This window comes from Paenibacillus sp. 01T443 (assembly GCF_056398325.1).
The window spans coordinates 47,384-70,482 of record NZ_JBFTPE010000020.1 but is presented as its reverse complement, the minus strand read 5'-3'; the positions used below and the strand labels follow the sequence as shown (position 1 = coordinate 70,482).

General features: G+C 41.8%; 19 protein-coding genes and 1 pseudogene. 4 read left to right on the top strand and 16 right to left on the bottom strand.

The window, feature by feature from the left end; translation table 11 throughout:
- Positions 1-35: 35 nt before the first annotated feature.
- From AC1DLI_RS27395 to AC1DLI_RS27380, 4 genes are all read right to left on the bottom strand, one after another.
- A complete protein-coding gene (locus tag AC1DLI_RS27395) occupies positions 36-383 on the bottom strand; it encodes a hypothetical protein (protein ID WP_477607804.1) in 348 nt (115 codons plus the stop codon).
- A gap of 116 nt (positions 384-499) precedes the next feature.
- Positions 500-658 (bottom strand): Spo0E family sporulation regulatory protein-aspartic acid phosphatase, encoded by a 159-nt coding sequence (locus AC1DLI_RS27390; protein WP_477607802.1) that lies wholly within the window; start codon positions 656-658, stop codon positions 500-502.
- Positions 659-1,031: 373 nt separating this feature from the next.
- A complete protein-coding gene (locus AC1DLI_RS27385; protein ID WP_477607800.1) occupies positions 1,032-2,303 on the bottom strand; it encodes a Gfo/Idh/MocA family protein in 1,272 nt (423 codons plus the stop codon).
- Positions 2,304-2,356: 53 nt separating this feature from the next.
- Positions 2,357-4,129 carry a glycoside hydrolase family 35 protein gene (locus tag AC1DLI_RS27380; RefSeq protein ID WP_477607798.1) on the bottom strand — a complete coding sequence of 591 codons (1,773 nt, stop codon included), beginning with the start codon at positions 4,127-4,129 and terminating at the stop codon, positions 2,357-2,359.
- A 404-nt stretch (positions 4,130-4,533) separates the two neighbouring features.
- Between AC1DLI_RS27380 and AC1DLI_RS27375 the strand changes: the two genes are divergently transcribed.
- Complete coding sequence (locus AC1DLI_RS27375; protein ID WP_477607796.1) at positions 4,534-4,848, top strand: helix-turn-helix domain-containing protein; 315 nt, start codon at positions 4,534-4,536, stop codon at positions 4,846-4,848.
- A gap of 282 nt (positions 4,849-5,130) precedes the next feature.
- Here AC1DLI_RS27375 and AC1DLI_RS27370 read toward each other — a convergent pair whose 3' ends face one another.
- The 3 genes and pseudogenes from AC1DLI_RS27370 to AC1DLI_RS27360 all read right to left on the bottom strand — a co-directional run bounded on the left by AC1DLI_RS27370 (position 5,131) and on the right by AC1DLI_RS27360 (position 10,710).
- Positions 5,131-8,709, bottom strand: coding sequence for a discoidin domain-containing protein (locus AC1DLI_RS27370; RefSeq protein WP_477607794.1), 3,579 nt, complete (start codon positions 8,707-8,709; stop codon positions 5,131-5,133).
- Between the two features lie 50 nt (positions 8,710-8,759).
- Positions 8,760-8,999: pseudogene (locus tag AC1DLI_RS27365) on the bottom strand (beta-galactosidase); the annotation flags it as partial.
- 727 nt (positions 9,000-9,726) lie between these two features.
- Positions 9,727-10,710, bottom strand: a complete 984-nt coding sequence (locus tag AC1DLI_RS27360) for a glycoside hydrolase family 43 protein (protein ID WP_477607792.1) — start codon at positions 10,708-10,710, stop codon at positions 9,727-9,729.
- 217 nt (positions 10,711-10,927) lie between these two features.
- On the opposite strand from AC1DLI_RS27360, the gene AC1DLI_RS27355 reads away from it, so the two are divergent.
- The 3 genes from AC1DLI_RS27355 to AC1DLI_RS27345 are packed head-to-tail and all read left to right on the top strand — an operon-like array spanning position 10,928 to position 13,619.
- Positions 10,928-11,665, top strand: a complete 738-nt coding sequence (locus tag AC1DLI_RS27355; RefSeq protein ID WP_477607790.1) for an ABC transporter ATP-binding protein — start codon at positions 10,928-10,930, stop codon at positions 11,663-11,665.
- The gene (locus AC1DLI_RS27350; protein ID WP_477607788.1) at positions 11,662-11,904 is read left to right on the top strand and encodes a hypothetical protein; all 243 of its coding nucleotides are present in this window, start codon (positions 11,662-11,664) and stop codon (positions 11,902-11,904) included. The genes AC1DLI_RS27355 and AC1DLI_RS27350 overlap by 4 nt, the downstream gene beginning before the upstream one ends.
- Positions 11,901-13,619, top strand: coding sequence for an ABC transporter permease (locus AC1DLI_RS27345; RefSeq protein ID WP_477607786.1), 1,719 nt, complete (start codon positions 11,901-11,903; stop codon positions 13,617-13,619). Before AC1DLI_RS27350 ends, AC1DLI_RS27345 begins: the two co-directional genes overlap by 4 nt.
- A gap of 334 nt (positions 13,620-13,953) precedes the next feature.
- On the opposite strand, the gene AC1DLI_RS27340 is transcribed toward AC1DLI_RS27345, so the two are convergent.
- The 9 genes from AC1DLI_RS27340 to AC1DLI_RS27300 all read right to left on the bottom strand — a co-directional run bounded on the left by AC1DLI_RS27340 (position 13,954) and on the right by AC1DLI_RS27300 (position 23,080).
- Positions 13,954-14,127, bottom strand: a complete 174-nt coding sequence (locus AC1DLI_RS27340; protein ID WP_419874900.1) for an aspartyl-phosphate phosphatase Spo0E family protein — start codon at positions 14,125-14,127, stop codon at positions 13,954-13,956.
- An 877-nt stretch (positions 14,128-15,004) separates the two neighbouring features.
- Complete coding sequence (locus tag AC1DLI_RS27335; protein WP_477607784.1) at positions 15,005-16,492, bottom strand: glycoside hydrolase family 32 protein; 1,488 nt, start codon at positions 16,490-16,492, stop codon at positions 15,005-15,007.
- Positions 16,493-17,101: 609 nt separating this feature from the next.
- Positions 17,102-17,542, bottom strand: coding sequence for a hypothetical protein (locus tag AC1DLI_RS27330; protein ID WP_477607782.1), 441 nt, complete (start codon positions 17,540-17,542; stop codon positions 17,102-17,104).
- Positions 17,543-17,569: 27 nt separating this feature from the next.
- Entirely contained in the window at positions 17,570-18,514 is a 945-nt protein-coding gene (locus AC1DLI_RS27325; protein ID WP_477607780.1) for a 3-oxoacyl-[acyl-carrier-protein] synthase III C-terminal domain-containing protein, read from the bottom strand.
- A complete protein-coding gene (locus AC1DLI_RS27320) occupies positions 18,514-19,458 on the bottom strand; it encodes a methyltransferase domain-containing protein (protein ID WP_477607778.1) in 945 nt (314 codons plus the stop codon). Before AC1DLI_RS27320 ends, AC1DLI_RS27325 begins: the two co-directional genes overlap by 1 nt.
- Positions 19,455-20,456, bottom strand: coding sequence for a methyltransferase domain-containing protein (locus tag AC1DLI_RS27315; RefSeq protein WP_477607777.1), 1,002 nt, complete (start codon positions 20,454-20,456; stop codon positions 19,455-19,457). The genes AC1DLI_RS27320 and AC1DLI_RS27315 overlap by 4 nt, the downstream gene beginning before the upstream one ends.
- Positions 20,457-20,474: 18 nt before the next feature.
- Positions 20,475-21,287 (bottom strand): ABC transporter permease, encoded by an 813-nt coding sequence (locus AC1DLI_RS27310; protein WP_477607775.1) that lies wholly within the window; start codon positions 21,285-21,287, stop codon positions 20,475-20,477.
- Positions 21,288-21,290: 3 nt separating this feature from the next.
- Positions 21,291-22,100 (bottom strand): ABC transporter permease, encoded by an 810-nt coding sequence (locus AC1DLI_RS27305; protein WP_477607773.1) that lies wholly within the window; start codon positions 22,098-22,100, stop codon positions 21,291-21,293.
- A complete protein-coding gene (locus tag AC1DLI_RS27300) occupies positions 22,097-23,080 on the bottom strand; it encodes an ABC transporter ATP-binding protein (protein WP_477607771.1) in 984 nt (327 codons plus the stop codon). The genes AC1DLI_RS27305 and AC1DLI_RS27300 overlap by 4 nt, the downstream gene beginning before the upstream one ends.
- Positions 23,081-23,099: the final 19 nt, after the last annotated feature.

Below are 23,099 nucleotides of genomic sequence, written 5' to 3'. Positions count from 1 at the left end.
CCCAATTTTAGCTTCCCGTCCTAACAAAAGGAACATCAAAAAATTAAGTTTTCTCTAAAAAATAAATAAAAGACCCTCTGAACAAGAGGGTAAGTGTCATAAATATCTGCTTTCTCGCTCGCCTTCAACTCGGCCATCTGTTTACACTCGTTCACGGCATCATTTTTTGTGCGGGACGTAGGAATATCACACAGATTCAGCATGCAGCTAAAGGCCGCCGTCATCTGAGCAATATGACGAATTTCTTGAATCATTCTCCGTGATGCGTTAATCGTCTTCAGCGCAAAAGGATGCAAGTTATCATGGAACGGATTCGGGCCAAACTGAAAAGGTCCTTTATAATCTCCCCCACTGTTCATTCCAGAATACAAAAAGGTACCCATACGCTAAACACTTTTTTCTAAGTGTCCAGTGTATGGGTACCAGTTTGTGCTCTTTTTTGTATGTGGAGCGATGTCGTGCCTTTCCATCGCTTCACTTATATCTATGTTATCAGTATCTATACAACGCCAATTTTTACTATCAGTAGGTCAAGTTCCTCTGATTTCCGCAGAATCTCTTTTTTCTGGAATTCATAATTGTATACGCTGCTCAGCTGATGCAGTTCTTCTCGTACTTCTTCTAACCTATTAAGCAGTGATTTTTTACTTGTGAGCATATTATCCTCCTCATAGTTGCTTCCGTTTCTTTGGGCTGCTCTCGTCACATTTCGCAAGTAGACAAATTGGATAATGTGATTAGAAGCGCATTGTACGGATTCATGAGCTCAGAAGACAATGTTAAGCAACCGGCGCTGGATGTCATTCTTTAATCTCATATACAAAAAGATCAAGTTGCGGTTGCTTAAACTCGATCGTAAACCGTCTCCGTTGCATAAAAAATTCCCCTCCATCGGCTCTTTATCAAGCATACTCGTTAAATAACCTAGACTCAAATCCAATTTCGGAGCTTAAATGATAGCTTCATATAAGCAATCGTTCGAATCGTGGTTTGTTAGTGAGAATTACATTCTAGTAGTAGGGCAAATTTGATTACTGCGTGCTTTTCAATTCACTAATATAATCTGTCATCAGTATGACTTTGCTCTCCAAACGCGACTTCTCCGCAGCGAAAGCAATAAGATGACTTTTAACAGAAACATCCGCACCCGTACGGCCTTTTTCTTCACCGCTGCGCACCAGCCGTACGAAATCCCGCATAATACCAATATCTCCACCGCCATGGCCTGCCATATCTACATCAAGATTTATGATCTCCGTCTCCCGATTAATAAAGCTTGTCACTTCGATTATATTCTTATCCATATCTCCTCTGATCTGGCCGTGCGTTCCCATCAATTTCAATGATCGACCGCCTTCAAAGGTAAATGCACTCATTGTAAATGCAACAGTCACTCCATTTTCGAATTCCAAGTTGACTACTTGATGATCTACCACATTATTATCACAGTGATAAACACATCTTCCATAAGGACCCTTTCTCAACTCTCGAAGTACACCCTCGTTGCTCGTGTCACTGCTGACTACGGATCGAAGCACATCACCCACCCAGTCATCCCGTTCAATGTACATCTTAGGTGCATAATAAGGACACTCTTCTTTAACCGGGCAGCCATCCAAACAGTACTTAGGCGCACCTTCTGGCGCATTTTCTTCGCGAAAATGAGTTAGTGAACCGAACGAGGAAACTTTCGTACAGTCTGTATCTACGATCCACTGTAAAACATCCATATCATGGCAGCTTTTCGCCAGGATCATCGGGCTTGAAACTGCCGAATCCCTCCAGTTGCCTCGAACAAAGCTGTGTGCCTGGTGACGATGCTCCACATTTTCCGTATGCTGAATTGACATGAGTTTACCTATTCTACCATCCGTGATGATCTTTTTGATTGTCGTAAAAAAATCAGTATAACGAAGTACATGACAAATTGAAAATACGCGATTATATTTCTCGGCATATTCACCCATGATGATGCATTCCAATGGGTCCGGTGACATCGGTTTCTCCAACAGAATATGGTAGCCTTTTTCCAACGCTTTGATCGCAGGCTCAAAATGCATTTTATCCTGCGTGCAAATTAGAATGGAATCAGCCAGCTTAGGGCCTTCAAGCAGTTCCTCCCAGCTTGAAAAACTGTTCACATCACTAATCTCATGCGCTTGCTGGAAAACTTTCCTACGTTCGGGGTCAGTATCAGCAAAGGCAACAAATTGTACTTCTTCCGGATATTTCAGTGCATAACTTGCATAGGCGCCAGCACCTCTTTGTCCAGCTCCGAGCAAAGCGGCAGTAATTTTACTCATGTATTGATTCTCCCCTTTTATCTAATCCAGATAGATGATATAGAAATATTCATTTAACCTAGCTCAGCAAAATCTTGCAGGGTAACGATTGTGTTTTTCGTTCCATGCAGTTCAAATATGACGAGTTCATTGTCACCGATACGCAGGAGAGGTGCAGGGATATACAATGTTTTTTGCGGACCAATCTCCCAATAACGGCCGAGATTGAACCCATTGATATAAGCAACTCCCTTCGTCCAACCTTCCATATTCAAAAAAGTATCACCGATTTCATCCAAGTGAATAACACCTTTATAGAAGGTAGGGGTAAAGGACTCGTTTGTCTGTACTTCCTGGAATATTAGCTCCGATACATTGTTCAACGGAAGCGTATGGATCGTCCAGTCATAAAGGAACTGCTGGCCCAGGCGAACGCCTTCCGTAATTCCTTTTGGATCCTTCATCCCGTAACCATAATTAATTCGTCCTAGGTTTTCCACTAGGATGCTCAATGTTGCACCTTCTGAAGGAATGTCTAGAACGATATCGACATCTGATATATTCGGCGTTATATCATGTGTGTTTCGTTCAATCACTCCTTGATAAATACCGTCAAGGAAAATCAATGCGCGATCACGTACCTCCTGTATCGTTAATTTCATTTGCGATATAGGACCAGCAATGTTAGTCGTATATAAAATGAAGCCATAGTCTTGATCAAGCCGCTCCATTGTTTCCGGACATGTGCTTTGAGCCGGAGTGGACAACAAATTAAGCGAATCAAACAACCGTACATGTTCCATTAAGCGGACTTCACCGTAATGCTTCTTCGGCATAGGACGGGGTAATTCTATCTCAGGAATTTCGGTATATTTCGATAAAACTTCACGAACCGCAATATATTTATCCGTGATATCTCCAGATTCATCCAATAATACGTCATAATCATAGCTAGTCACCGTCGAATCATATTTACCCGAATAATTCGCGCCGTTATAGAACCCGAAATTCGTCCCCCCGTGGAACATATAAAAGTTAACAGAAGCTCCTACCTTCAACATTTGATCCAGTACTTCCGCAACATCTTCATGCTTTCGCACATGGTGTTCATGGCCCCAAGAATCAAACCATCCGTTCCAGAATTCCATACATACAAGCGGTTTATCCGGTTGATATTCCTGCAGCTTTCCAAAAGCCTCTTCAGGCCGTGATCCAAAGTTGACTGTTGCTAAAATGTCTGGAAGGAGTGTCCCCCCTTGTAGATTGCTGTCGGTATACCCGTCCGATGTGAATAATAAGACATCAATTCCACGTTTAATCATCGCTTGTTCCAAATATTTCAAATATTTCTTATCATTTCCGTAACTTCCGTACTCATTTTCGATTTGCATCGCAATAATCGGCCCGCCATTTGTACATAAAAGCGGCAAGAATTTAGACAATAGCTCATTGTAATAAGCATCGATTTTATCCAAATAAGGTTGATGAAAACAACGTAAGCGCATATTTTCTTCCTTAAGCAGCCAAGATGGCAATCCTCCGAATTCCCACTCMGCACATATATATGGACTTGGGCGTACGATAACGAACAATCCCAGCTCATCCGCTATCTGTATAAAGCGAACAACGTCAGCAATGCCACTAAAGTTGAATTCCCCTTCCCTTGGCTCGTGTAAATTCCATGGTACGTAAATTTCTACCGTATTAAATCCACAAGCTTTTAATTTAATTAGTCTGTCCTGCCAATATTCCGGCACAATCCGAAAATAATGCAGGGCTCCAGAAAGAATACGAATAGGCTCCCCGTTATAAAAAAATTGATTTCCTTCGATTGTAAAAGTAGACATAGTTTCTGCTCCTTCTTTCTTGATTATTCTTGTTGTCAAGCTTGTTGTCAGCTTAACAAGTACCCCTTCTTTAGAAAACAAAGAAGATTAAACAATCCTCCAAAAACATTAGAAGATCGACTATTTTTTTTAGACTTTTCTCAGAATTATAAAGATCTCTATATAAAAAAGAAGTCGATGGTGTACCGCCCGTATTATGCATTTGAGAAACCCAGTTGTTATTCTTATCACATTCTTATCACCATCAAAAAATAAAAAAGAAACCTTCAGCAAGGAAGGGAGGATACTGAAGAACTTGTGGTTTTGACGGAGCAGCTAAAAGAACACGAAGAAAAAGATGCCCCTATTCCTAATTTTGGGAATAGAGGTCGTCTTTGTCTGTCTAGGGAGGTCTTTATATTTGGATGCCACTTGCTTTCTCGATTATTCACATTCCTCTTTGGTACGTAAAGTTCATCTTCTTAGAACCAACTCTTTTGGTTCCAATCCATCAAACATTTCTCCCTTTTAACCGGAAAGTATCATTCGTTGCTATATCCGTTTTTTATTTGTCTTCCCGACACAAGAAGTCTTTTTGCATACTTGTTCATTTAGATGCATCGGTTTCTGAAATTGCAGAAAAGACCGGCTACACAAGCAGTTCCTATTTCCATCGGATGTTCAAGAAATTATACGGAGTCACTCCATCGGAATTTCGGATTCGGAATGCGAACCAATAAAAAAAAACTGACTCCGACATTACGGCGGAATCAGTTTTTTTTCTTTAGGCGCAAATCACTGCCTTGTTCTTTGAGCTAGATCACGGTTCGAGCCCACCGGATCAGGATGTCCGCTTGTTCTTTCGCAAAGGATTATCCGGATTGATCCGTTACTTTACCAATATAGTCTGTCATCATGTTCTTCGCTGCGTCTATTTTTCCGCTGGCAGCGGCAGCTAGTACGGTGACCTCTTGCTTCACCCAACCGCTAGGCGCATTGTCCGTTGTCGTTGGTGCTTGTTATCAAATACGGGTTACTTGAGCAGTGGCTTTGATACTTGTTCCGCTTACTGTACCTTCCACAGTAAATACACCGGCATTTGCATAACTTGTAGCCTCAATGTGATCCCATATTACTGCAACAGCTTGTTCTGATTCATCGTTGTACACGGCTGTTACTACAGTTGGCAAAGAAGGCGCAATTCCTTGATTCGTATTGACCTCTACCGGCTTGATGGCCGTTATGCCATAGTCTGAAGGAATAGTATAGTTTTGGCCATACAATATCAATTCAGCCATCCCTACTCTAAATCCACCACCGGCAGTTATATCCTTTATAGTTACGCGAACATAATTGATATTTTTAAATGGCTTAACAAAAGCCTCCGGTGTAAATTGTTGCCCCCCTACACGGTAGTTATCAAGAGCTTTTTTCCATACAACGCCATCCGTCGATACTTCTAAATCATAAGTGTACCAGCTACTATCCTTTTCCCAGTAAATGCGGCTCCCCGCTACAGTTTGGGGGTTCTTAAACTTAACAGTAACGGACTGTGGCATTTCTGTTGATTTTGCGAGCCAGCCTGTTCCTATTGTTGTATCTCCATCCCTTAATTTATCCGTGCCTCGACCATCTTCACTTTCCGATGATGCTTGTATAGTGTCGATGGCATTATCAGTAATAATATCATCTGGGTCTTGATAATCTGATGGTATAACCTTAAACTCATACAGGGATGCCCAGTAATTGTTAGTAATGCTGCCTACAATGGATAACCTTACGTATCTGCCTCTAGTATCAACCAAAGCTGTCTCTTCACTTCCGTTAGGAGATGTATTGGTTGATTTATCGATAACCTTAGTCCAATTCACGCCATCTGTTGAAACTTCAATGTAATATTTATATGCAGCATCAGATTTCTCCCATTGAATCTGGAAGCCTTGCAATGAAAAACTTTTCCTTAAATCAACCTTCAACCATTGGGGCAAAGAACCTCCATTTGCACACCATCTTGAAGAATCATCATTGTCTACTGCATTCTTAGCAAGGTTTCCGCTTTGCTCAGACGATGCTGTAATGAGTTTTCCAACGGCAATATTTTTATAGATTGTTACTTTAGATTCCAGTTTCTCGACTCCGCCAACCCATGGAGTATGTTGTCCTTCTGGCACAAACTGTCCTTGGTAGGGTAAAGTGCTTACACTTGTAGTTGCTGATTCCAGACCTTCTGAAGTAGCAGTAATTTGTATATTCCCACTTATGTCAGAAGCTCTTACAAATGCAAAGCCTATTCCTCCTTCAACATACTGTTCTTCAACGCCAATTCTTGGAATGTCTTTGCCTACAAGCTGACCTTGTCCTGTTACAGAGATATTAACTGCATGATTCTCACCAGGCACTATTGTACCGTTTGCATCAACAACCTTGATGTATACAGGTATTAAGTCAGAACCATCCGCTACAGGTTTTATACCTCTATCGCGAACTTCAATTTCTATTCGTTTTCCCTGACCAGGTGTCTTAACAGTGTGAGTTTTTACAATTTCCCCATCTAAAATAGCCTCGGCTCTAAGTTCTCCCGCAACAAACTGGCCCAAATTAAATGTGAATATCGGGCTGCCACCTTTTCCTGCTATAGTAGGAACAGCCGTTGAAGCCTCGTCTCTTGTAATTTCTTTCAACAGTACATTGTTTTGATATAGCTTAACAGAATCACAATTGCTGAATACATTGACAGAAAGACTAGATGCAGGAGAATAAGTGCTTGCGATAAACACCATTGGTCCATATACAGGGTTTCTTGCAGATTGCATGGACTGCGACCAATAGTAAGCGTTTTTTTCATATCTGTCTATATCTACTGTTCCGCTTCCTGCTGTCTGAGTAGTTGACCCGCGAGAATAGTCATTCCAACTCCATAGGAAATAACCGCCTATTCTCTTATTGGCATCAAGCCCGCCCCAGTCAGAATAACCATCACCATTCAGATATCTCTGACGTGTAAGAACTTGGGTGTTCATAACAGCTTCGCCTTCTTTTCTCAAAGCCTTACTAGACCCCTCGAAATCACCCCATTCACGTGTAAAGAACGGTTTATTGGGATTAAAATCCGTCCATTTGCTTGGATCTTGTTGCCAATTAGTATCAACTGCCTTGTAATTAACGTCATAGAATGAACCATTAAGCCCATAGTCTTGCGCGGTATACATCTGGTTACCCGGATATTCCAAATGAGCAATTCGAACTACTTCTTGTGTCCATTCTGCCGAAGTGTGTGTTTCATTCAAAGCTGCTTCCCATAAGACGACTGAGGGTCTGTTCCGATCGCGTCTTATCATTTCGCGTGTATCCCTTAATGTTAAATCATAAAATTTAGTGCTGTTTGTAAAGTTCTGCCAACCGGGCTGACACTCTATGACCAACAGGCCAATTTCATCGGCTGCATCTAGAAATGCAGGATCATTTGGATAGTGAGCAGCCCGCACCGCATTAAATCCATTTTCTTTCATTTGCAATGCATCGCGATATTGCATGGAATCAGGAGCTGCATCCCCTACATTTTGAAACTGTTGATGACGATTTGCTCCACGTATAAATATCTTCTGACCATTGAGATATAAACCATCCGGCTTATACTCTATCGTTCGGACACCTACTTTAATAGTAGTAGAATCTACTAAACTCGAAGTATTATAAACCTCGCTTACCAGAGAATATAAGGACGGAGAATCCGGACTCCACAAACTTGGATTTGTTACAGTTAAGTTTTGATTGAATTGATAATCTCCACTCGCAGCTATACTTGTTGGATCGGTTTCACCTTGTGCAACAACGTTTCCGGTCTTATCTATAAGCTTGCTGATTACTTTGGTCTGCGCGGAAACATTATCTGCATTAACTACATGAGTTTTCACATTAACTGTAGCGCTTGAGTTTGTTACATCAGAGTAAGAAACAAACACACCGCCACTCGCTGTTTGATTGGCTTGTAAAACATCGGATATGTGCAAATTATTCGTAATTCTCATTTTTACATCTCGATATATGCCACCGAAGTAATGGAAGTCAAGATTCGCAAGAGGTTTCCCAGGCGTTGTATCAGGACTGTCATTGCTGGATACCCTTACCGCCAGAACATTGGTTTCGCCATACTTTACCTTATTAGTTATATCCACTGAAAAACCAACATATCCGCCATTGCGAGTGAAAACTTTCTCACCATTCAAGTAGACGTCACTATCGGTCTGTACACCTTCAAAATCAATATTTATTGTTTTTCCTCTATACTGTTCATCAACTATGAAATAATTTCTGTACCAACCTATCCCTTGGTAAACGGACTGCCCGCCATTCGCATGTTTTGTTTCAAGTCTCATTGTATGAGGAATTGTAATATTTGCAAATTTGCTGTCGTCGAAAGCAGGGGCCTCTGCGCCAGTCAAGTCACCTAGGTAATATCCCCAATTATTGTTAAAGTTCAATATTGTTCTTTGATTCGCCTCATTTGTTTCCTGATCAGCGCTTGCGAAAACCACTAAATTTGAAAGTGATATTCCTGACTCAAGAGTAAGGTTTGGAGGCCAAGGAGTTATTTTCTTCAATGTTAGCACCTCATTTTTCAATTATGCATAATGGACAATCATTTTAGAAATAAATATATCTTATCATTGCCGTAACTTCCGTACTCATTTTCGAATTGCATTCAATAATCGATCCGCCATTTGTACATAGAAGCGGCAAGAATTTAGCCAATAGCACATTGTAATAAGCATCGATTTTAGCCAAATAAGGTTGATGAAAACAACGTAAGCGCATATTTTCTTCCTTAAGCAGCCAAGATGGCAATCCTCCGAATTCCCACTCCGCACATATAATACGGACTTGGTCGTACGGAACGTAAATTTCCACCTTATTTTAACAAGTACCCCTTCTTTAGAAAACAAAGAAGAATAAACAATCCTCGAAAAACATAAGAATACCGACTGTTTTTTTTAGACATTTCTCAGAATTATAAAGATCTCTCTATAAAAAAGAAGCAATGGTGTACCGCCCTTATTATGCATTTGAGAAACCCAGTTGGTATTCTTATCACCATCAAAAGCGAATATTGGAAATTCTACCACTAGTAGGCAACGCTTGGCATTGATAAGTTGGGCTATGTGAATACATCGGCCAACCGCCGAGGGGTTTGCCAGCAATCGATAACAAACTTTTTCATACCAGGTTTCATAGTAATTTCTTGTTCGAAGAAATCCCGCAAGAAAGCTTATGTTTCTCGGTAGTGGACTAGGCAGCGTTTTCGGGAAGACAAGTGTATAGGTCCAGCCTTTTAAGTCAGCAAAAATAGATATGAGAGTGCCACTGGCTTCCATTACCAATATAAATTGTCACTTTCCATTTCATTGATTAACATAGTGTTGTATTATCCTGTCCGTTCGTATTATGGGCTCAAATCGATGGAACCTTATATCGTATCTTTTAGCAGATAGTTCAATTCATGAACAAAAAAAAAGCCACCAGGAAGGGTGGCTTTCACTTTGCATGCTAAACTCTTCATGTAGCTTGGGAAATTGGTCAATGCGGGAACTTGCCATTGCTTAGGTTATTCACCCGTTTAATTATAGGTTGTTATACACAATTGTCCGAATCGTTCCATCCTCGTTATAGTGCAGCTCCGTATATTTCACACATCGTTTATGGTTAACGCCTCCCGACAGTGAGCTGTCGTGGTAGAACAGATACCATCTGTCTTCGAACTGAACAATGGAGTGATGAGTAGTCCAACCGATAACCGGGGTAAGAATCGTCCCTTTAAAGGTATATGGCCCCAACGGATTTTGACTAACAGCATAGACCAGCTTATGTGTAGTACCCGTCGAATAAGACAGATAGTACCAACCGTTATGCTTATGCACCCATGGTCCTTCGAAATAGCGCCGCTCCTCGTCACCAGCCGTAATGGCCTCACCGTTCTCATCGACGATAGAAATTTCCTGAGGCACTCCTTGAATTGACAGCATATCATCGCTCAACCGTGCAACCTGCGGACCAAGCGCTGGCGTTTCCGAATCCGGCCCCGTTTCATCCAGCTTGAAGGTGCCTGTCTGCCATTTTTCCAATTGGCCGCCCCATAGTCCTCCGAAATAAATGAATGCCTGATTGTCATCATCCATGAAAACAGCGGGATCGATACTGAAGCTGCCCTCCATATAAGTAGGCTCCGGCGTAAACGGGCCTGCCGGAGATACGCTTGTAGCTACGCCAATTCTGAAAATCCCGTCATGATCCCTTGCCGGGTAGTACAAGAAGTAAGTTTCGTTCTTATAGGCAGCATCTGGCGCCCAAAGCTGCTTGGAGGCCCAAGGAATATCTTTTAGATGCAGAACCTCACCATGATCAACGACTGTTGAGTCGAAATTATCTATGGACAGTACATGATAGTCCTCCATCGCATATTGATCACCATTGTCATTATCAGGACCATTGTGATCGAGGTCGTGTGACGGATAAATATAGATTTTTCCCTCGAATACATGTGCGGAGGGATCCGCCGTATAAATATGAGTGACAAGTGGTTGGTTTGGCGTTGGTTTGTTATTCAAAATGAATTCTCCTTTTCAATAGAAGTTTATGAATATATAAAGTGTAGTGCCTGCAACTAACGGAGACAACCCATTAATTTAAGTTAAATACAGACAAACTATAGAACATTGTCGACTCTTCACTCAACATGACAAAAATGTCACTTTTGATGTTGATATATCGATGGTTGGAGGGCAAATTAATCGGTATAGTATGTTGGTGAAGGAGGTCGAAACAATGACTAAAATTATTCAAACAAAAAACTTATCGAAATCTTACGGAAAAACACAAGTCTTAAAAAATATTGATTTGACAATTGAAGAAGGTGAATTCACCGCGATTATGGGCCCATCGGGCTCTGGGAAAACGACATTAATGAATACCCTCTCAACGATTGACACCTTTAACGGAGGGGATGTTTGGATTGAGGGAAAATCGCTGTTAGATTTGAAAAAGCATGCTTTACGAGAATTCCGCCAAAAACGGATGGGATTTATTTTTCAAGATTACAACTTACTGGATACGTTAACGGTGAAAGAAAACATCCTGCTGCCACTCTCGTTACAAAAAACACCTGTTGAGGAAATGGAGCATCGATTAGGGAAATTAATTGAAGCATTAAATATTGAATCGATTTTGGATCAGTATCCGTCTGAAATTTCCGGTGGCCAAAAGCAGCGCACGGCTGCAGCGCGGGCAATCATTACCAATCCAGCGATTGTGTTTGCCGATGAGCCGACGGGTGCACTTGATTCCCGATCTGCTACCCAGTTGCTGGAACAAATTCAATTGCTCAATAAGACATTTAAGACAACGGTTCTGATGATTACCCACGACTCGTATGCAGCGAGTTACTGTCAACGCGTGATTTTTCTCCGTGACGGAAAAATCGTTTTTAAAGGAGAGCAAACGGAAAAAGAATTTTTTGATCGCATATTAACGATTCAAAGTGCATTAGGAGGTAACCAGCGATGAACTTAGTTGATTTATCATGGAGGAATATGAAGCGGAACTTTCGCTTGTATACCATATATTTCATTTCTATGCTAGTCGGGGTTGTCATTTACTTTACCTTTTCCGGGTTAATGTTTAACGAGGACGTAGTCGCAGCAATTCAAAATAAGGAAAACTACGAAACGAGTATTTTCATTGCCTCGATTATCGTCTTTTTGTTTATTGTGTTCTTATTTTGTACGCTAACTCATTTTTTATGAAGCAGCGAAAAAAAGAATTTGGCATGTATTTACTTTACGGGATGAAAGAAAGACAAGTTGCTACAATGGTCTTTTTTGAAACGTTATTTCTAAGCGCCATTGCTGTAACCAGCGGTATATTAATCGGTGGATTACTATCCAAATTTTTCGGTATGGTATTAATGAACTTAATGCATTACAATGACGACATTTCTTTTGCTTTTCCACTTGAAGCAATCGTCTCAACTATTCTGTTATTCGCTTTATTAATCGGCATTATTACTATTCAAAGTTATTTTAATGTCCGCCGTGTGCAGTTAGTTGAATTGTTTCATGCAAAAGGAAAAATGGACAAACCGCTTAAATTTTCCATGCCTTTAGCGATATTGTCCATCCTATTGATTGCAGCGTCCTACTATACGATTACCATAGCAGGATATACAGACATATGGAAAAATTATTTTAAAGAAACATTAATTGCTACAACAGTGGCATTGATTGTCGGAACGTATTTATTTTTCCGCCAGTTTTCCGGTTGGGTTTTACAAAAAATGAGTCAAAGTAAAAGTTACTTTATTGGTAACAAAATGTTATGGATTTCCTCCCTTCGTTTTTCTATTCGAGGAAATACAGTAAACTTTACGTTTAACTCGCTGATTAGTGCTATTGTCATCTTTGCAGTTGGATTTATTGCTGTAGATTACGCCGTGAAAGGTGACGTTGTAAAAAAAGAATTTCCAAACCATATTGCCTTTTCGACGCAAAATGATGAAACACAAAAACAAATTGAACAAATTATGAATGACTCACATCCAATTATTGGTCATGAAACAATTGCTGGAATTCAAACAGATAAAATCCCAAATCGAAAAAAGTTTTTTAGCAATCCCGAATATTACACAGAGGAGTTTTTCCTTTTCCCTGAGTCACAATTAAATGCGATTGTTGACTTACGTGAAGTTGGTGAAAAAGTAGATTTAGAAGGTGAAGAAGCAATTGTTTTAACAAGAGGATTAGATGAACCGACAAAATACAAAAGTTCTCAGCCTGAAATTACCGTTTTAGAAGACAATACATTTCATGTCGTCGAAAAAATACGTTACCCGTTGTTAAGTATCCCAACGAGTCCTGGTGGAGATTCCGATCTTCAACCTTCAGTACTCGTTATTACAGACGAAGCTTTTGAGTATTTAAAAGAAAATCGTACCCTTTCTTCCTATGAAATTTATCAAATCGAAGATCCGAAAACCTCAAATGACGTATCCCGAAAAATATATGATATGGTTATGCAAACAGAAGGAGCATATTATTCAGCCTTTATTGATATGCATTCCATTGATACGGAGTCGTCATCTTTAATTTTGTTCTCCGTTGCGTTTTTTGCAGTCATTGCATTGTTTGCTTTAGGAAGTGTCATTTACTTTAAACAGCTACGCGAAGCTACAGAAGAGCGAGAGCACTACGCAATTTTACGAAAAATTGGTGTTGGCGACAAAGAAATGAAAAAGATTATCCGGAAGCAATTGCTGTTCGTATTTTTACCGCCGCTAATACTTGGACTGGTACACAGTTGGTATCTTTTATACTACACAGTCATCCTAATCATAAAAGATTTACCTTCCTTAACGACGATTATTTTTTCTGTCATGGGATTGTATGTGTTAACGTATCTAATCCTTTACGTATCATCAACATCTATTTACTACAAAATTATCAACGAAAAGAACACACGGTGAGTTATTTACTCATCGTGTGTTTTTTGTAGGACTAAATACGGATCGCAGCTCAATAGAATCTTAAATGTTCTCTCAAGATGGTGGTTCTTGCGAAGTAACATTTCCCAGGTATAGATTAAATCCAATCCCAATGAGAGTCCTTCTACATGTATATGGTTAATTGAAGCCTCACAATCAGTCCGATCCAAATAGTTTGTTCTACTATAGTACTGCTAGCTTGTTTTGAATATTGGTAACCGTCATTTAATCCTCCAACGGTTTTTCCTTTTTTTCCAATTAGATACTTAAAACAACCTTAACTGAAAATAAAAATTCACAGTCCAAAAAATATCAATTAGGAGAGCTTAAAATGACCCTCCTTGATGCACTGATAACGATTAAGTAACAAATCTAATTCTTGTGATTTCTTCACTACCTCTTTGGAAGATAGTCCATACCGAGAACTTGCTTCTATCAGTTCTCTCCGCTTACGTTCAATGGCTTCTAGGGTACGTGCTCTCTTATCCATTGAACCCCTCCATCCCATTTATTGAAACAAATTCACATTATTCCATAATTACTCATCTTAGTTGATGTCGGACTAGCCACCTTGAGCGAACATCATTGAATGTTTCACGCTCGACGCCTTGCGGTAAGGACCGACTAAACGGGTACCGAAGACCAAATAGGAATAGGTTAAACCACGTTCAGCTAGCTCATTCCTCGAACCGGGCTTCGAACGCACGGGCGAATAATTCATGATCGCGACGCCCGTAGGCACCCCGCGATTTCGCATCGAGATAATAGGCAAGGAAACCGCCGGAACAAAGAACGTTGACTGAACTTCTCTGCATTCGTCATGAAGCATTTGGCAGTATGTAAAACCTACCTCATTCAATTGTTTATCCGATAGCCAATATGTAACTTTCAATTAGCGAGCGTACATTATAATCGTGTCGCTCTCAGCACAACCATCTTGTAACGACTGGACGGCTGCGGTATTGAATCAGTCTGATATCTTTCGCTCCAAGTGCTTTTTACTGGCTTCTGATCAGTTGCTTTGGATTGGGGTTCTGCCTGCTTCCTATTCTTTTCCTCATCAGAAATGAAGACCTTTTGGAACAACTGATGGAAACTTTGTTCCTTACTCCGTTTGTCGAAAGAAGAGAAAGTATGAATTAAAGCCCAAGACAGACTCTGTCACTATTACGATTATGTAAGCGTTTTCTTATATGAATTTACTTTACAACCTTAGTCCGGTTAAATACCGAACTAAGGTTGCTTAAAGGCTAATTCTCTAGAGTTATCTTCTTGACAGGAGTAAGTTCAGTCCAGACTAACGGTAGTTTGTTATTCGAATCATTTATCGCCTAACAGAAATGAAAGATAGGTTTATTAATTCCGTCTTATACTGTTACTTCCGAATTAATGGACATCATTGGATAAAGAGCCAGAGAAATCACTTTAGCTTCCCCGCCAATAACATACAGTTCCAAATCTGTGCTATTCGCATCCGGAAAAATTTGATCGGTAATAACTAGTTCGCCATCATTTGCAAACACCTCAAGCGAGGAATGGTCCACAAAGATGCGAAGCTTCAAACGGCCGTTTTGAAGCTCAAAGTTTACACCATGCTTGCATGGGAACGATTCATGGAACCCGCTTTCTCCGGACTTTGTCCGGTCAACATCCAACAGCTGTAAAGCTACATTGTAGCTGATAACGGTTTCCTCGGAATCGGACTTCCGAAGTTTGAAGCCGACCTCTTCAGCATTGGCCAAATCGATTTCGCATTCCAGCTCATAGCTGCCCAACTTCAAATCAGCAAACAAATTTTGATTAGGGATGATCGTCGTTTCATTCCAGCTCTGCTCCTGCAAGCGAAGTTTGTTGAGTTCAGCAAACGGCTCCTGCACCAATCTGATGCCAGCTGTGCCGGACTTCAGACGCAAAACCCGCGGCAGCGTCATCGCACTTCTCCAGCTATCTGTCGGAGTAAGATTTGCATATTTCCAATTGCTCATCCAACCGATAAATAGCTTGCTATTATCCGATGTGTTTACATCAGACCATGTTACGCCTGCATAATTATCTCTTCCGTGATCCAGCCATAGCACAGTCTCAGGATAAGAATCGTTAACAAACGTATGTCCGTCGAAATCGCCGATGAAGTATTGAGTTCTTGAGCCTTCCGTAAAGTCCGGATTATCGCCAATACTGACAATCATTAACCACTTAGTTTGTTCAGTATTGCCATCAACCGGCAGTTCTATCAAATCGGGACATTCCCAGACCCCGTCATGCGATCCTTCCGATGCCCCAAATTCGCTTTCAAAGTTCCAATCTTTGAGATTGTTCGAATGATAAATTTGAATCCGGTCTGCCGCTGCAATAACCATAACCCATTTACGATTTGCAGCATGCCAGAATACTTTCGGATCGCGAAAATCTGTAATTTGCTCATTAATTAGTACAGGATTTCCTTCATACTTCGTCCACGTACGGCCTTTATCCGAACTATAGGCCAAACTCTGGCGCTGCCTTGGACGGTCGGAATCGGGATAGGTATCCGCATGAGTGAAAATAATAACCAATCCTGGCTTACCACCGAATAGACCGCTCGTATCTTCCCAATCCACTACTGCGCTTCCAGAGAATATTGCTCCATTATCATCCGGCTTCAAGGCAACAGGGCGATGCTCCCAGTGAACCAAATCTTTGCTAATTGCGTGTCCCCAATGCATTGGCCCCCATGTAGTACCGTGAGGGTGATGCTGATAAAACAGATGGTATTCCCCTTCGAAATATACCATACCATTCGGGTCGTTCATCCAATTCTCCGAAGGTGTAAAATGATATTGTGCTCGGAACTTCTCAGTATGATGATTTGACAAAACTTTCACTCCCGCCAACTTGAACTGCCCGTTCGTACTCGTTAACCTCAAGCATACCCCGTCAGTTGTATTTTTTTGTTGTGTTTCATTTGAATACGTGCCCATTTTATTGTACTGATTGATACGGATCGTTTAACTGATCAATCCCTCTAGCACAATATTCTTTTCTTGTTTTTACAACTATCCAACCTTTGTCAAAGCCCAATCCGTTTGCTCTAGCTACGTTCTGGGTAAAAAATTGACTTTTCGTTATCAGCTGTCTATTACAATTTACAATCTAAATTAAATTATGTCAACATAAAATTGTGCATTTAACCTATATAATCATTCTTTTTTGCTTAAAAGTAAACATATTCACGATTACACTTAGAAAAACACTAAATATCATTCGTTTTTTTTGTTCATTAAAATAAAAATTACAATTAAAAAAAGTTACGCAATCACGTTATTGACTATTATATTTGCGCAAATGTAAATTTTGCAGTGATTTTTCAGATGGAGGGCTATAGCCCAAAGAGAGTGCATGATTGGTTCAACCATCACGCACTCTCTTTGGGCCGCAGATCTTCTTTCTTTTTCTAAAACGGACGCGCTTCCTTAACTCTCACGCTATACGCTCTCCGCTTTGCCCTTTTCTTCAGCCTTGTAGCAAGACTCGATACAAATAATAGAGATCCGGAATCGCTGCTCGCGCAACGGATCAGGAATGTTGTAGTCTACTCTTTCCGCGAGCAGGCAAATGGCCTTACTGCAGTTACTGCCGGTCATCAGCCAACTCAGAATCGTACGTGCTTGCATGAGAGCCATACGGCCGGATTCGGCAAGCGTAATAGGAAGCACCTGAGGTAACTGAAGCCTGCTCTTTATTTTTGCACAAGTGCTCACAGACGGATCGGATTTCCCTTTATGACAATAAATAAGTACATTTAAGCCCTCCAGCCAATGCCTATTCATTTCCATCAGTTTTATTATCGCTTCGTCCAGCGACTGTAAATCGCCAATATCGATGATATCCGAAAATAGAATCGTAACCTTATCTCTTAACGCCATACTGTCAGAACGCCTCCACCTTGGCAGTTATTCATACTGGTGTAAGGAGCAGCCATAATACCCGCCAAATCCAACAGTGATGGCCAAATATAAGTCACCCCTTCGCAGTCTTCCACTGTTAACCGCATCCTCAATATTCAATAAAATGTCCGTATTATGCAAATGACCCATCTTGCCTAGCGTATCTGCATAAAACAACTCCATTGGGCAGCCCAAGGCTCTAGCGAGTATATTCCATGTATCCAGACCCAAATTCGTACAAAGAATAAGACTAATTTGGTGCATCGTAGTTCCGGACTCCCTCAATACCTGATTAACCACTTGCCTTACGGACAAATAAAAAGTCGAAAAATACATTTTGATCCGTTCTGGAGTTGAATCGTATGCAATTCCATCAGCTTTCAATCCTGACGCTAGTACATGGTGTCCGTGCTTAGCATTGCTCTTACATAACGCCGCGCTTGCTGCGTCCCCGAAAATCATAAACGTATCACTGCGTTCTGCACCATTTCTCGCTTTATCGGCCGTTACGAACAATATCGCTTCGTCCTCCGATGCCACCCCCGTCAGAAACCCTTTGGATAAATACACATATAAATGGAAAGTGGCACAACCGTATTCCTCAAGTTTAAGAACAGGTACCTCTTCTAGGGAAAATTCGTGCAGAAGTCTCATAAACAAGTTTCTCGCCTGTTCTATGGGATTCGTTACACTTGAAAATACGATGGCGTGCACTCGCAATCCACACTCCACTGCGCGCGTCAGCAACGGAGCGCATACCCGGTAAATCATCTCCTCCAGGGTATATATCTGTTCTTCCGGAATATAGCGAAAGCCGCTTGCCTTGCACTCTTCCGCTTGCATACGCAGTGAAACTCCCCTGCAACTTAAATCCCATATAACCTGCTCGACCAGCGTCAGCTGAGCCGGAATATATACGCAGCTATCGACAATTGTAATTTGAGCCGCCATCAGCTTAAAGCCCTCTTGAGCAAATGCAAAATTTGATACTTTCTTTTTCCCGTCCGCATGTCATCATACAGAGGGGTGCCAGGAACGCCCATCGTCCACTTGATGGCCCCCTCGTCATCGAGGGCTCCATCCAGCGCAACAAGACGGTTTTTTCTCGACAGATCGCTTGCGAGCAGGACATGCTGCGAAATGTCGCGTTTTACCATCGCTTCAAAACCAAGGTTTTCCAAATACCGTATACCATCGTCGAATTTGGTTACGTCCAAATCATCCGCATAAACAAACAAGCCCCCGGGCCTCAGGACGCGAAATACCTCATCATAGAAACGATTAATCTGCGGATATAGATCAGAAGCTTCAATATTTAACACCAAATCGAAGCATTCATCGGAAACAGGCAGTACCTCCGCGTCTCCAATGCAGAAGTACGCATTCTCATAGCGATTACTAGAGTGGCAGAACGCGACATTCGCTTCAGTAAGGTCCAGTCCCGCTGCGATGCGGGGGCGATAGCTTTTGCACAACGCACGAATATTACCGCCTCTGCCGCATGCAATTTCCAGCACGTCCTTGCCCTGTACCTCAATCCCGTCCATAATTTCCCGAAGCAGCTTTAAAGATTGTTCATTTACGCCTCCCGTGGAATTTCCCGCCGTTTGATCCTGAGCCTCTGCGTATCCCCAATTGATAAATGCAGAGAACCGTGATACCCCGTTGTCAGCTAGTGCTTGATTGAATGCAGTGAACATTTGTCTGACGGAATCCTTCTGTGCTTTATGCTCATCCTCCGATTCACTTGGCAGCAGGCAAGGAATGCCCCCATCAGCATAACGGTAGCTTTCTTTACATGTCACACACCATAACAAACCCTCAATACTCATAAACGTCTGCTTGCATCGCGGACATGACCATGCCATGGCTGCCTGAGGCTTTAGGTTATTCATCGTTTGATTCCCCTTTCTATCCCTGACAGCTCTGTAGACCACTCCTTCTTAATCAAATGGATGATTTTGAACACACGCTTGCCCGTTTGCATATCCTGATGGTTCTGTGTTCCGGGTGCCTCCAGCCACTCAAGTGTCCCAACATTGCCTTCAAACGAACCTCCGAGCGTGCTCATACGGGTGCTAAGCGATTGTTCTCCCGACAGAAGCACATTACCAGTAATATCGCGATCCAGCGCCTTGAAAAAACCAAGCTTCTCCCATAACTCCTCGTAATGTGCAACATCTGAGGCATTCATAATATCCGCGTACAATAACGCCCCTTCGGGCTTTAATACCCGATGTGATTCGTAAAAAAAACGTTCGATGCGCGGGTATAAATGAGAGGACTCCACGTTCAGCACATAATCGCAGCATCCCGATTGAACGGGAAGCTCCTCTGCATCTCCGATGCAATAATATGCTTGTTTATAACGGTTGTTTTTGTGGCAGAACTCAATGTTGGAAGAAGTTAGATCAATGCCGACTACGCTGCTTGCCCCGTAGTTTTTGCATAACTCGTTAACATTGCCTCCCCTACCGCAACCGACTTCCAATACGTCCTTCCCCCCCAGACTCATCGTCCCGACGATTTCGCTCAATAAATGGACAAAGCTCTCATTCACTCCTTGAAAACCGGAGCTTCCTGCCTTGTCCGAGGCGACATATCCCCAGTTGATAAAAGTTGAAAATCGGGATATCCCTTTTTTTTCAAGCGTACGGTTAATGGAGTCGTAAACGCCCTGTACCGCTGACTTGTGAGCCGCTTCCGATGCATGAGCACTATCCGCACCTTCAACCCCTTGCAAGCAGTCCATTCGCATATTCGCCAATCCTTCCGTAAGCGGATACCGCAAACCGCATGCTGAGCAGATTAGGTGCAAATCCGCATGTTCCAGAGCCATCTTGCAATGCGCGCATGCCAGCTTAATGCCTGATAACGACCATAACGTATTCATTGCTAAAGCCCTCCTCATCTAGCCGCTTGCGCTACTGTAATTTTTAATAGCTTTTTTCCAAATGAGACGAACGGCAATGAACAGAAGGATGGGCGCGCAAGCTCCCCATATCATCAAGTGTCCATCCATTCGGCCCATAACGCTCATCGGTGCAAAATTCGTAATGACAAGAAACGGCAGTACATAAACCCCAATTCTCTGGATCAGTTTAGAATAGATCGGCATCGGCATATTGTTCGCATCCCAAATCGCATAGAAAATACCGGCCAGACCTCCCGTGTTGATAAACCAAAACGAAAGTATTGAAGGGATGATCATTAATCCGTACGTGATCATTAAGGCAGCCAGCAAATAAAACAGGAACAGACATATATTATTCACGTTCAAGTCAATGCCCATCGAGTTCCACCCGATCGATACCATCGTAATGCCAGCTATAAGATTAGGGATCGGCATCCCCAGATCTATATATCGTAACGACACCATAAACTGAAGGGAAATCGGCTTGACCATAAGCAGATCGAGCTCCCCGGTTCGGACATACTCCGGAATACGGACGAAATTAGTGAAGAAAAGACCTGCATACAAGCCCGTCATGATTGTATAAGTGCCCACGAACATCAATATTCCGTCAGGCGTAATATCACCGATATGCAAATCGGTCTCGTACACAACAACAACATACAGCAACTTCGAGAACAGATAGGCGATTTCAACGGCAACTCCCAAAACAAAATTAGTGCGATATTCCATTTGAGCAATAAAGCAATTTTTCATAAACCGCAAATAAATGAGCAAATAGCTTTTTATCGTGCGCTGCCATCCTCCCAACGCTTAGCCCCCCAAGCCGAGATACTTTTTCAAGCCGATCTTCCATATGATATTCGATATAATCAGCATGATAACAATCCAGAAGCCTTGTATCAGTAGACCGTCCACGATTTCATTCATCGTCAGCTTTCCGTTAATGACATTCGCCGGAAAATATATCGTATATTTAAACGGAAGATAGCTTAAAATCGCATTCATCGTTTTACCGAATACTTCAATTGGAAACACGCCACCGCTCAATATGATGACAAATAATCCAGTCATTTCAAAAAAATAAGAGATTTCAGCCAGCCAGAACGCGATTGCCGCTATCGTATAAGAGATGAGAAAGTTCAAAAGTAACGACATGACCATCGCCGATACGAAGCAAACCAGGTTCATAAAATGGATGCTGATCCCATATAGAAATGAAAAATAATAAAGAATGGAGAACAAAATAGCAATCATCACGCTGAAAAAAAACATCTTGTTTCCTAGCATTGTAAATAGCTTGAGGCCAAAATAATTAGCGGGCTGTATCAAATGCTTGTTCAGAGAGCCATTCTTAATGTCGGATGCGATTACATGGTCCATATTGGTTGATACGATCCTCGTTACAATTGCTGCCATGATCGTGTACAGAATCATCTCCCCGTAAGAATAACCGAAAAATTCGCCCGTTTCCGAGCGTCCGTAGACAGCCTTCCAAATGTAGTATTGAATCATAATAGGAAAAAATGCGCTAATCAGTGAGAACAAAAAATCCAGCCTATACTCTAACGAAGCTTGTACACCCAGCTTGAACACACGCGTATACTTCATGTAAAAACTCATATCGGCAGCTTCCTGTCGTAGAGAGAAACAATAACTTCCTCGATGGGCATCTCCTCAATCGTTATGTCCTCGATGGGAAGAAGATAGAGAAGCTCTCTTGACAACGAATTAATTTGCTCCTTGGCAATTTCCAGCGTCGCCTGATAACCATCCGATTGGCGCACCTTCCCAAATATCCCGAGTCTGTCCGCATCGACAAAATCAGCAAATTTCAGCTTGACGATCTTGGACACTGCAGAAACGTCATTCACCTGATTCAGGTTACCGTCAAATACCATGTTGCCGTCGTTAATAATAAGTGTCCTCTGGCATAAATCCTGAATATCTTTCATGTAATGGCTCGTTAAAATAATCGTCGTGTTGTGATGCTCGTTATAATATGAGAGAAACTCCCTCACTCTCTTCTGAGTAATGATATCGAGACCGATAGTCGGCTCGTCCAGAAACAACAGCTCCGGCTTATGGATAAGCGCTGCAATTAGCTCCATTTTCATTCGCTCGCCCAATGACAAGCGCCTGACCTGGACGTTTAGCACATGCTTAACGTCCAGGAGCTCAACCAGTTCATCCAATGTGCGGCGATAGACTTGTTCCTCAATCTGGTAAATATACCGGTTCAGAAGAATGGATTCAGCAGCCGGCAAATCCGCCCATAGCTGACTCTTCTGACCCATGACGATTGCAAAGCGCTTCTTGAATTCCTTCTTTCTCTCGTACGGCTTGTAGCCAAGTACGGAAATATTCCCACCTGTTGGGTGCAGAATACCCGAGAGCATTTTCAACGTCGTCGTTTTACCCGCCCCGTTCGGTCCAAGAAATGCAACAATTTCTCCTGTTTCAATTGAGAAGGAGATATCCTTCACCGCATGCTTGGTCAACGTTTTTCTGTAAAATAAGTTTTTGAGAGATTGCATAACCCCTACCTCTTTAGTGTAATAGGTAAAACTTTTTGCCAGATTCTCAACTCTGATTGCTTCCAAATGCTATCACCCTGCTCTA

What these genes read in the sequence shown, in the direction of transcription:
- AC1DLI_RS27395 (WP_477607804.1), bottom strand. Translation starts at nt 383, where the DNA reads ATGGGTACCTTTTTGTATTCTGGAATGAACAGTGGGGGAGATTATAAA.
- AC1DLI_RS27390 (WP_477607802.1), bottom strand. Translation starts at nt 658, where the DNA reads ATGCTCACAAGTAAAAAATCACTGCTTAATAGGTTAGAAGAAGTACGA.
- AC1DLI_RS27385 (WP_477607800.1), bottom strand. Translation starts at nt 2,303, where the DNA reads ATGAGTAAAATTACTGCCGCTTTGCTCGGAGCTGGACAAAGAGGTGCT.
- AC1DLI_RS27375 (WP_477607796.1), top strand. Translation starts at nt 4,534, where the DNA reads ATGCCACTTGCTTTCTCGATTATTCACATTCCTCTTTGGTACGTAAAG.
- AC1DLI_RS27355 (WP_477607790.1), top strand. Translation starts at nt 10,928, where the DNA reads ATGACTAAAATTATTCAAACAAAAAACTTATCGAAATCTTACGGAAAA.
- AC1DLI_RS27350 (WP_477607788.1), top strand. Translation starts at nt 11,662, where the DNA reads ATGAACTTAGTTGATTTATCATGGAGGAATATGAAGCGGAACTTTCGC.
- AC1DLI_RS27345 (WP_477607786.1), top strand. Translation starts at nt 11,901, where the DNA reads ATGAAGCAGCGAAAAAAAGAATTTGGCATGTATTTACTTTACGGGATG.
- AC1DLI_RS27340 (WP_419874900.1), bottom strand. Translation starts at nt 14,127, where the DNA reads ATGGATAAGAGAGCACGTACCCTAGAAGCCATTGAACGTAAGCGGAGA.
- AC1DLI_RS27330 (WP_477607782.1), bottom strand. Translation starts at nt 17,542, where the DNA reads ATGGCGTTAAGAGATAAGGTTACGATTCTATTTTCGGATATCATCGAT.
- AC1DLI_RS27325 (WP_477607780.1), bottom strand. Translation starts at nt 18,514, where the DNA reads ATGGCGGCTCAAATTACAATTGTCGATAGCTGCGTATATATTCCGGCT.
- AC1DLI_RS27320 (WP_477607778.1), bottom strand. Translation starts at nt 19,458, where the DNA reads ATGAATAACCTAAAGCCTCAGGCAGCCATGGCATGGTCATGTCCGCGA.
- AC1DLI_RS27315 (WP_477607777.1), bottom strand. Translation starts at nt 20,456, where the DNA reads ATGAATACGTTATGGTCGTTATCAGGCATTAAGCTGGCATGCGCGCAT.
- AC1DLI_RS27305 (WP_477607773.1), bottom strand. Translation starts at nt 22,100, where the DNA reads ATGAGTTTTTACATGAAGTATACGCGTGTGTTCAAGCTGGGTGTACAA.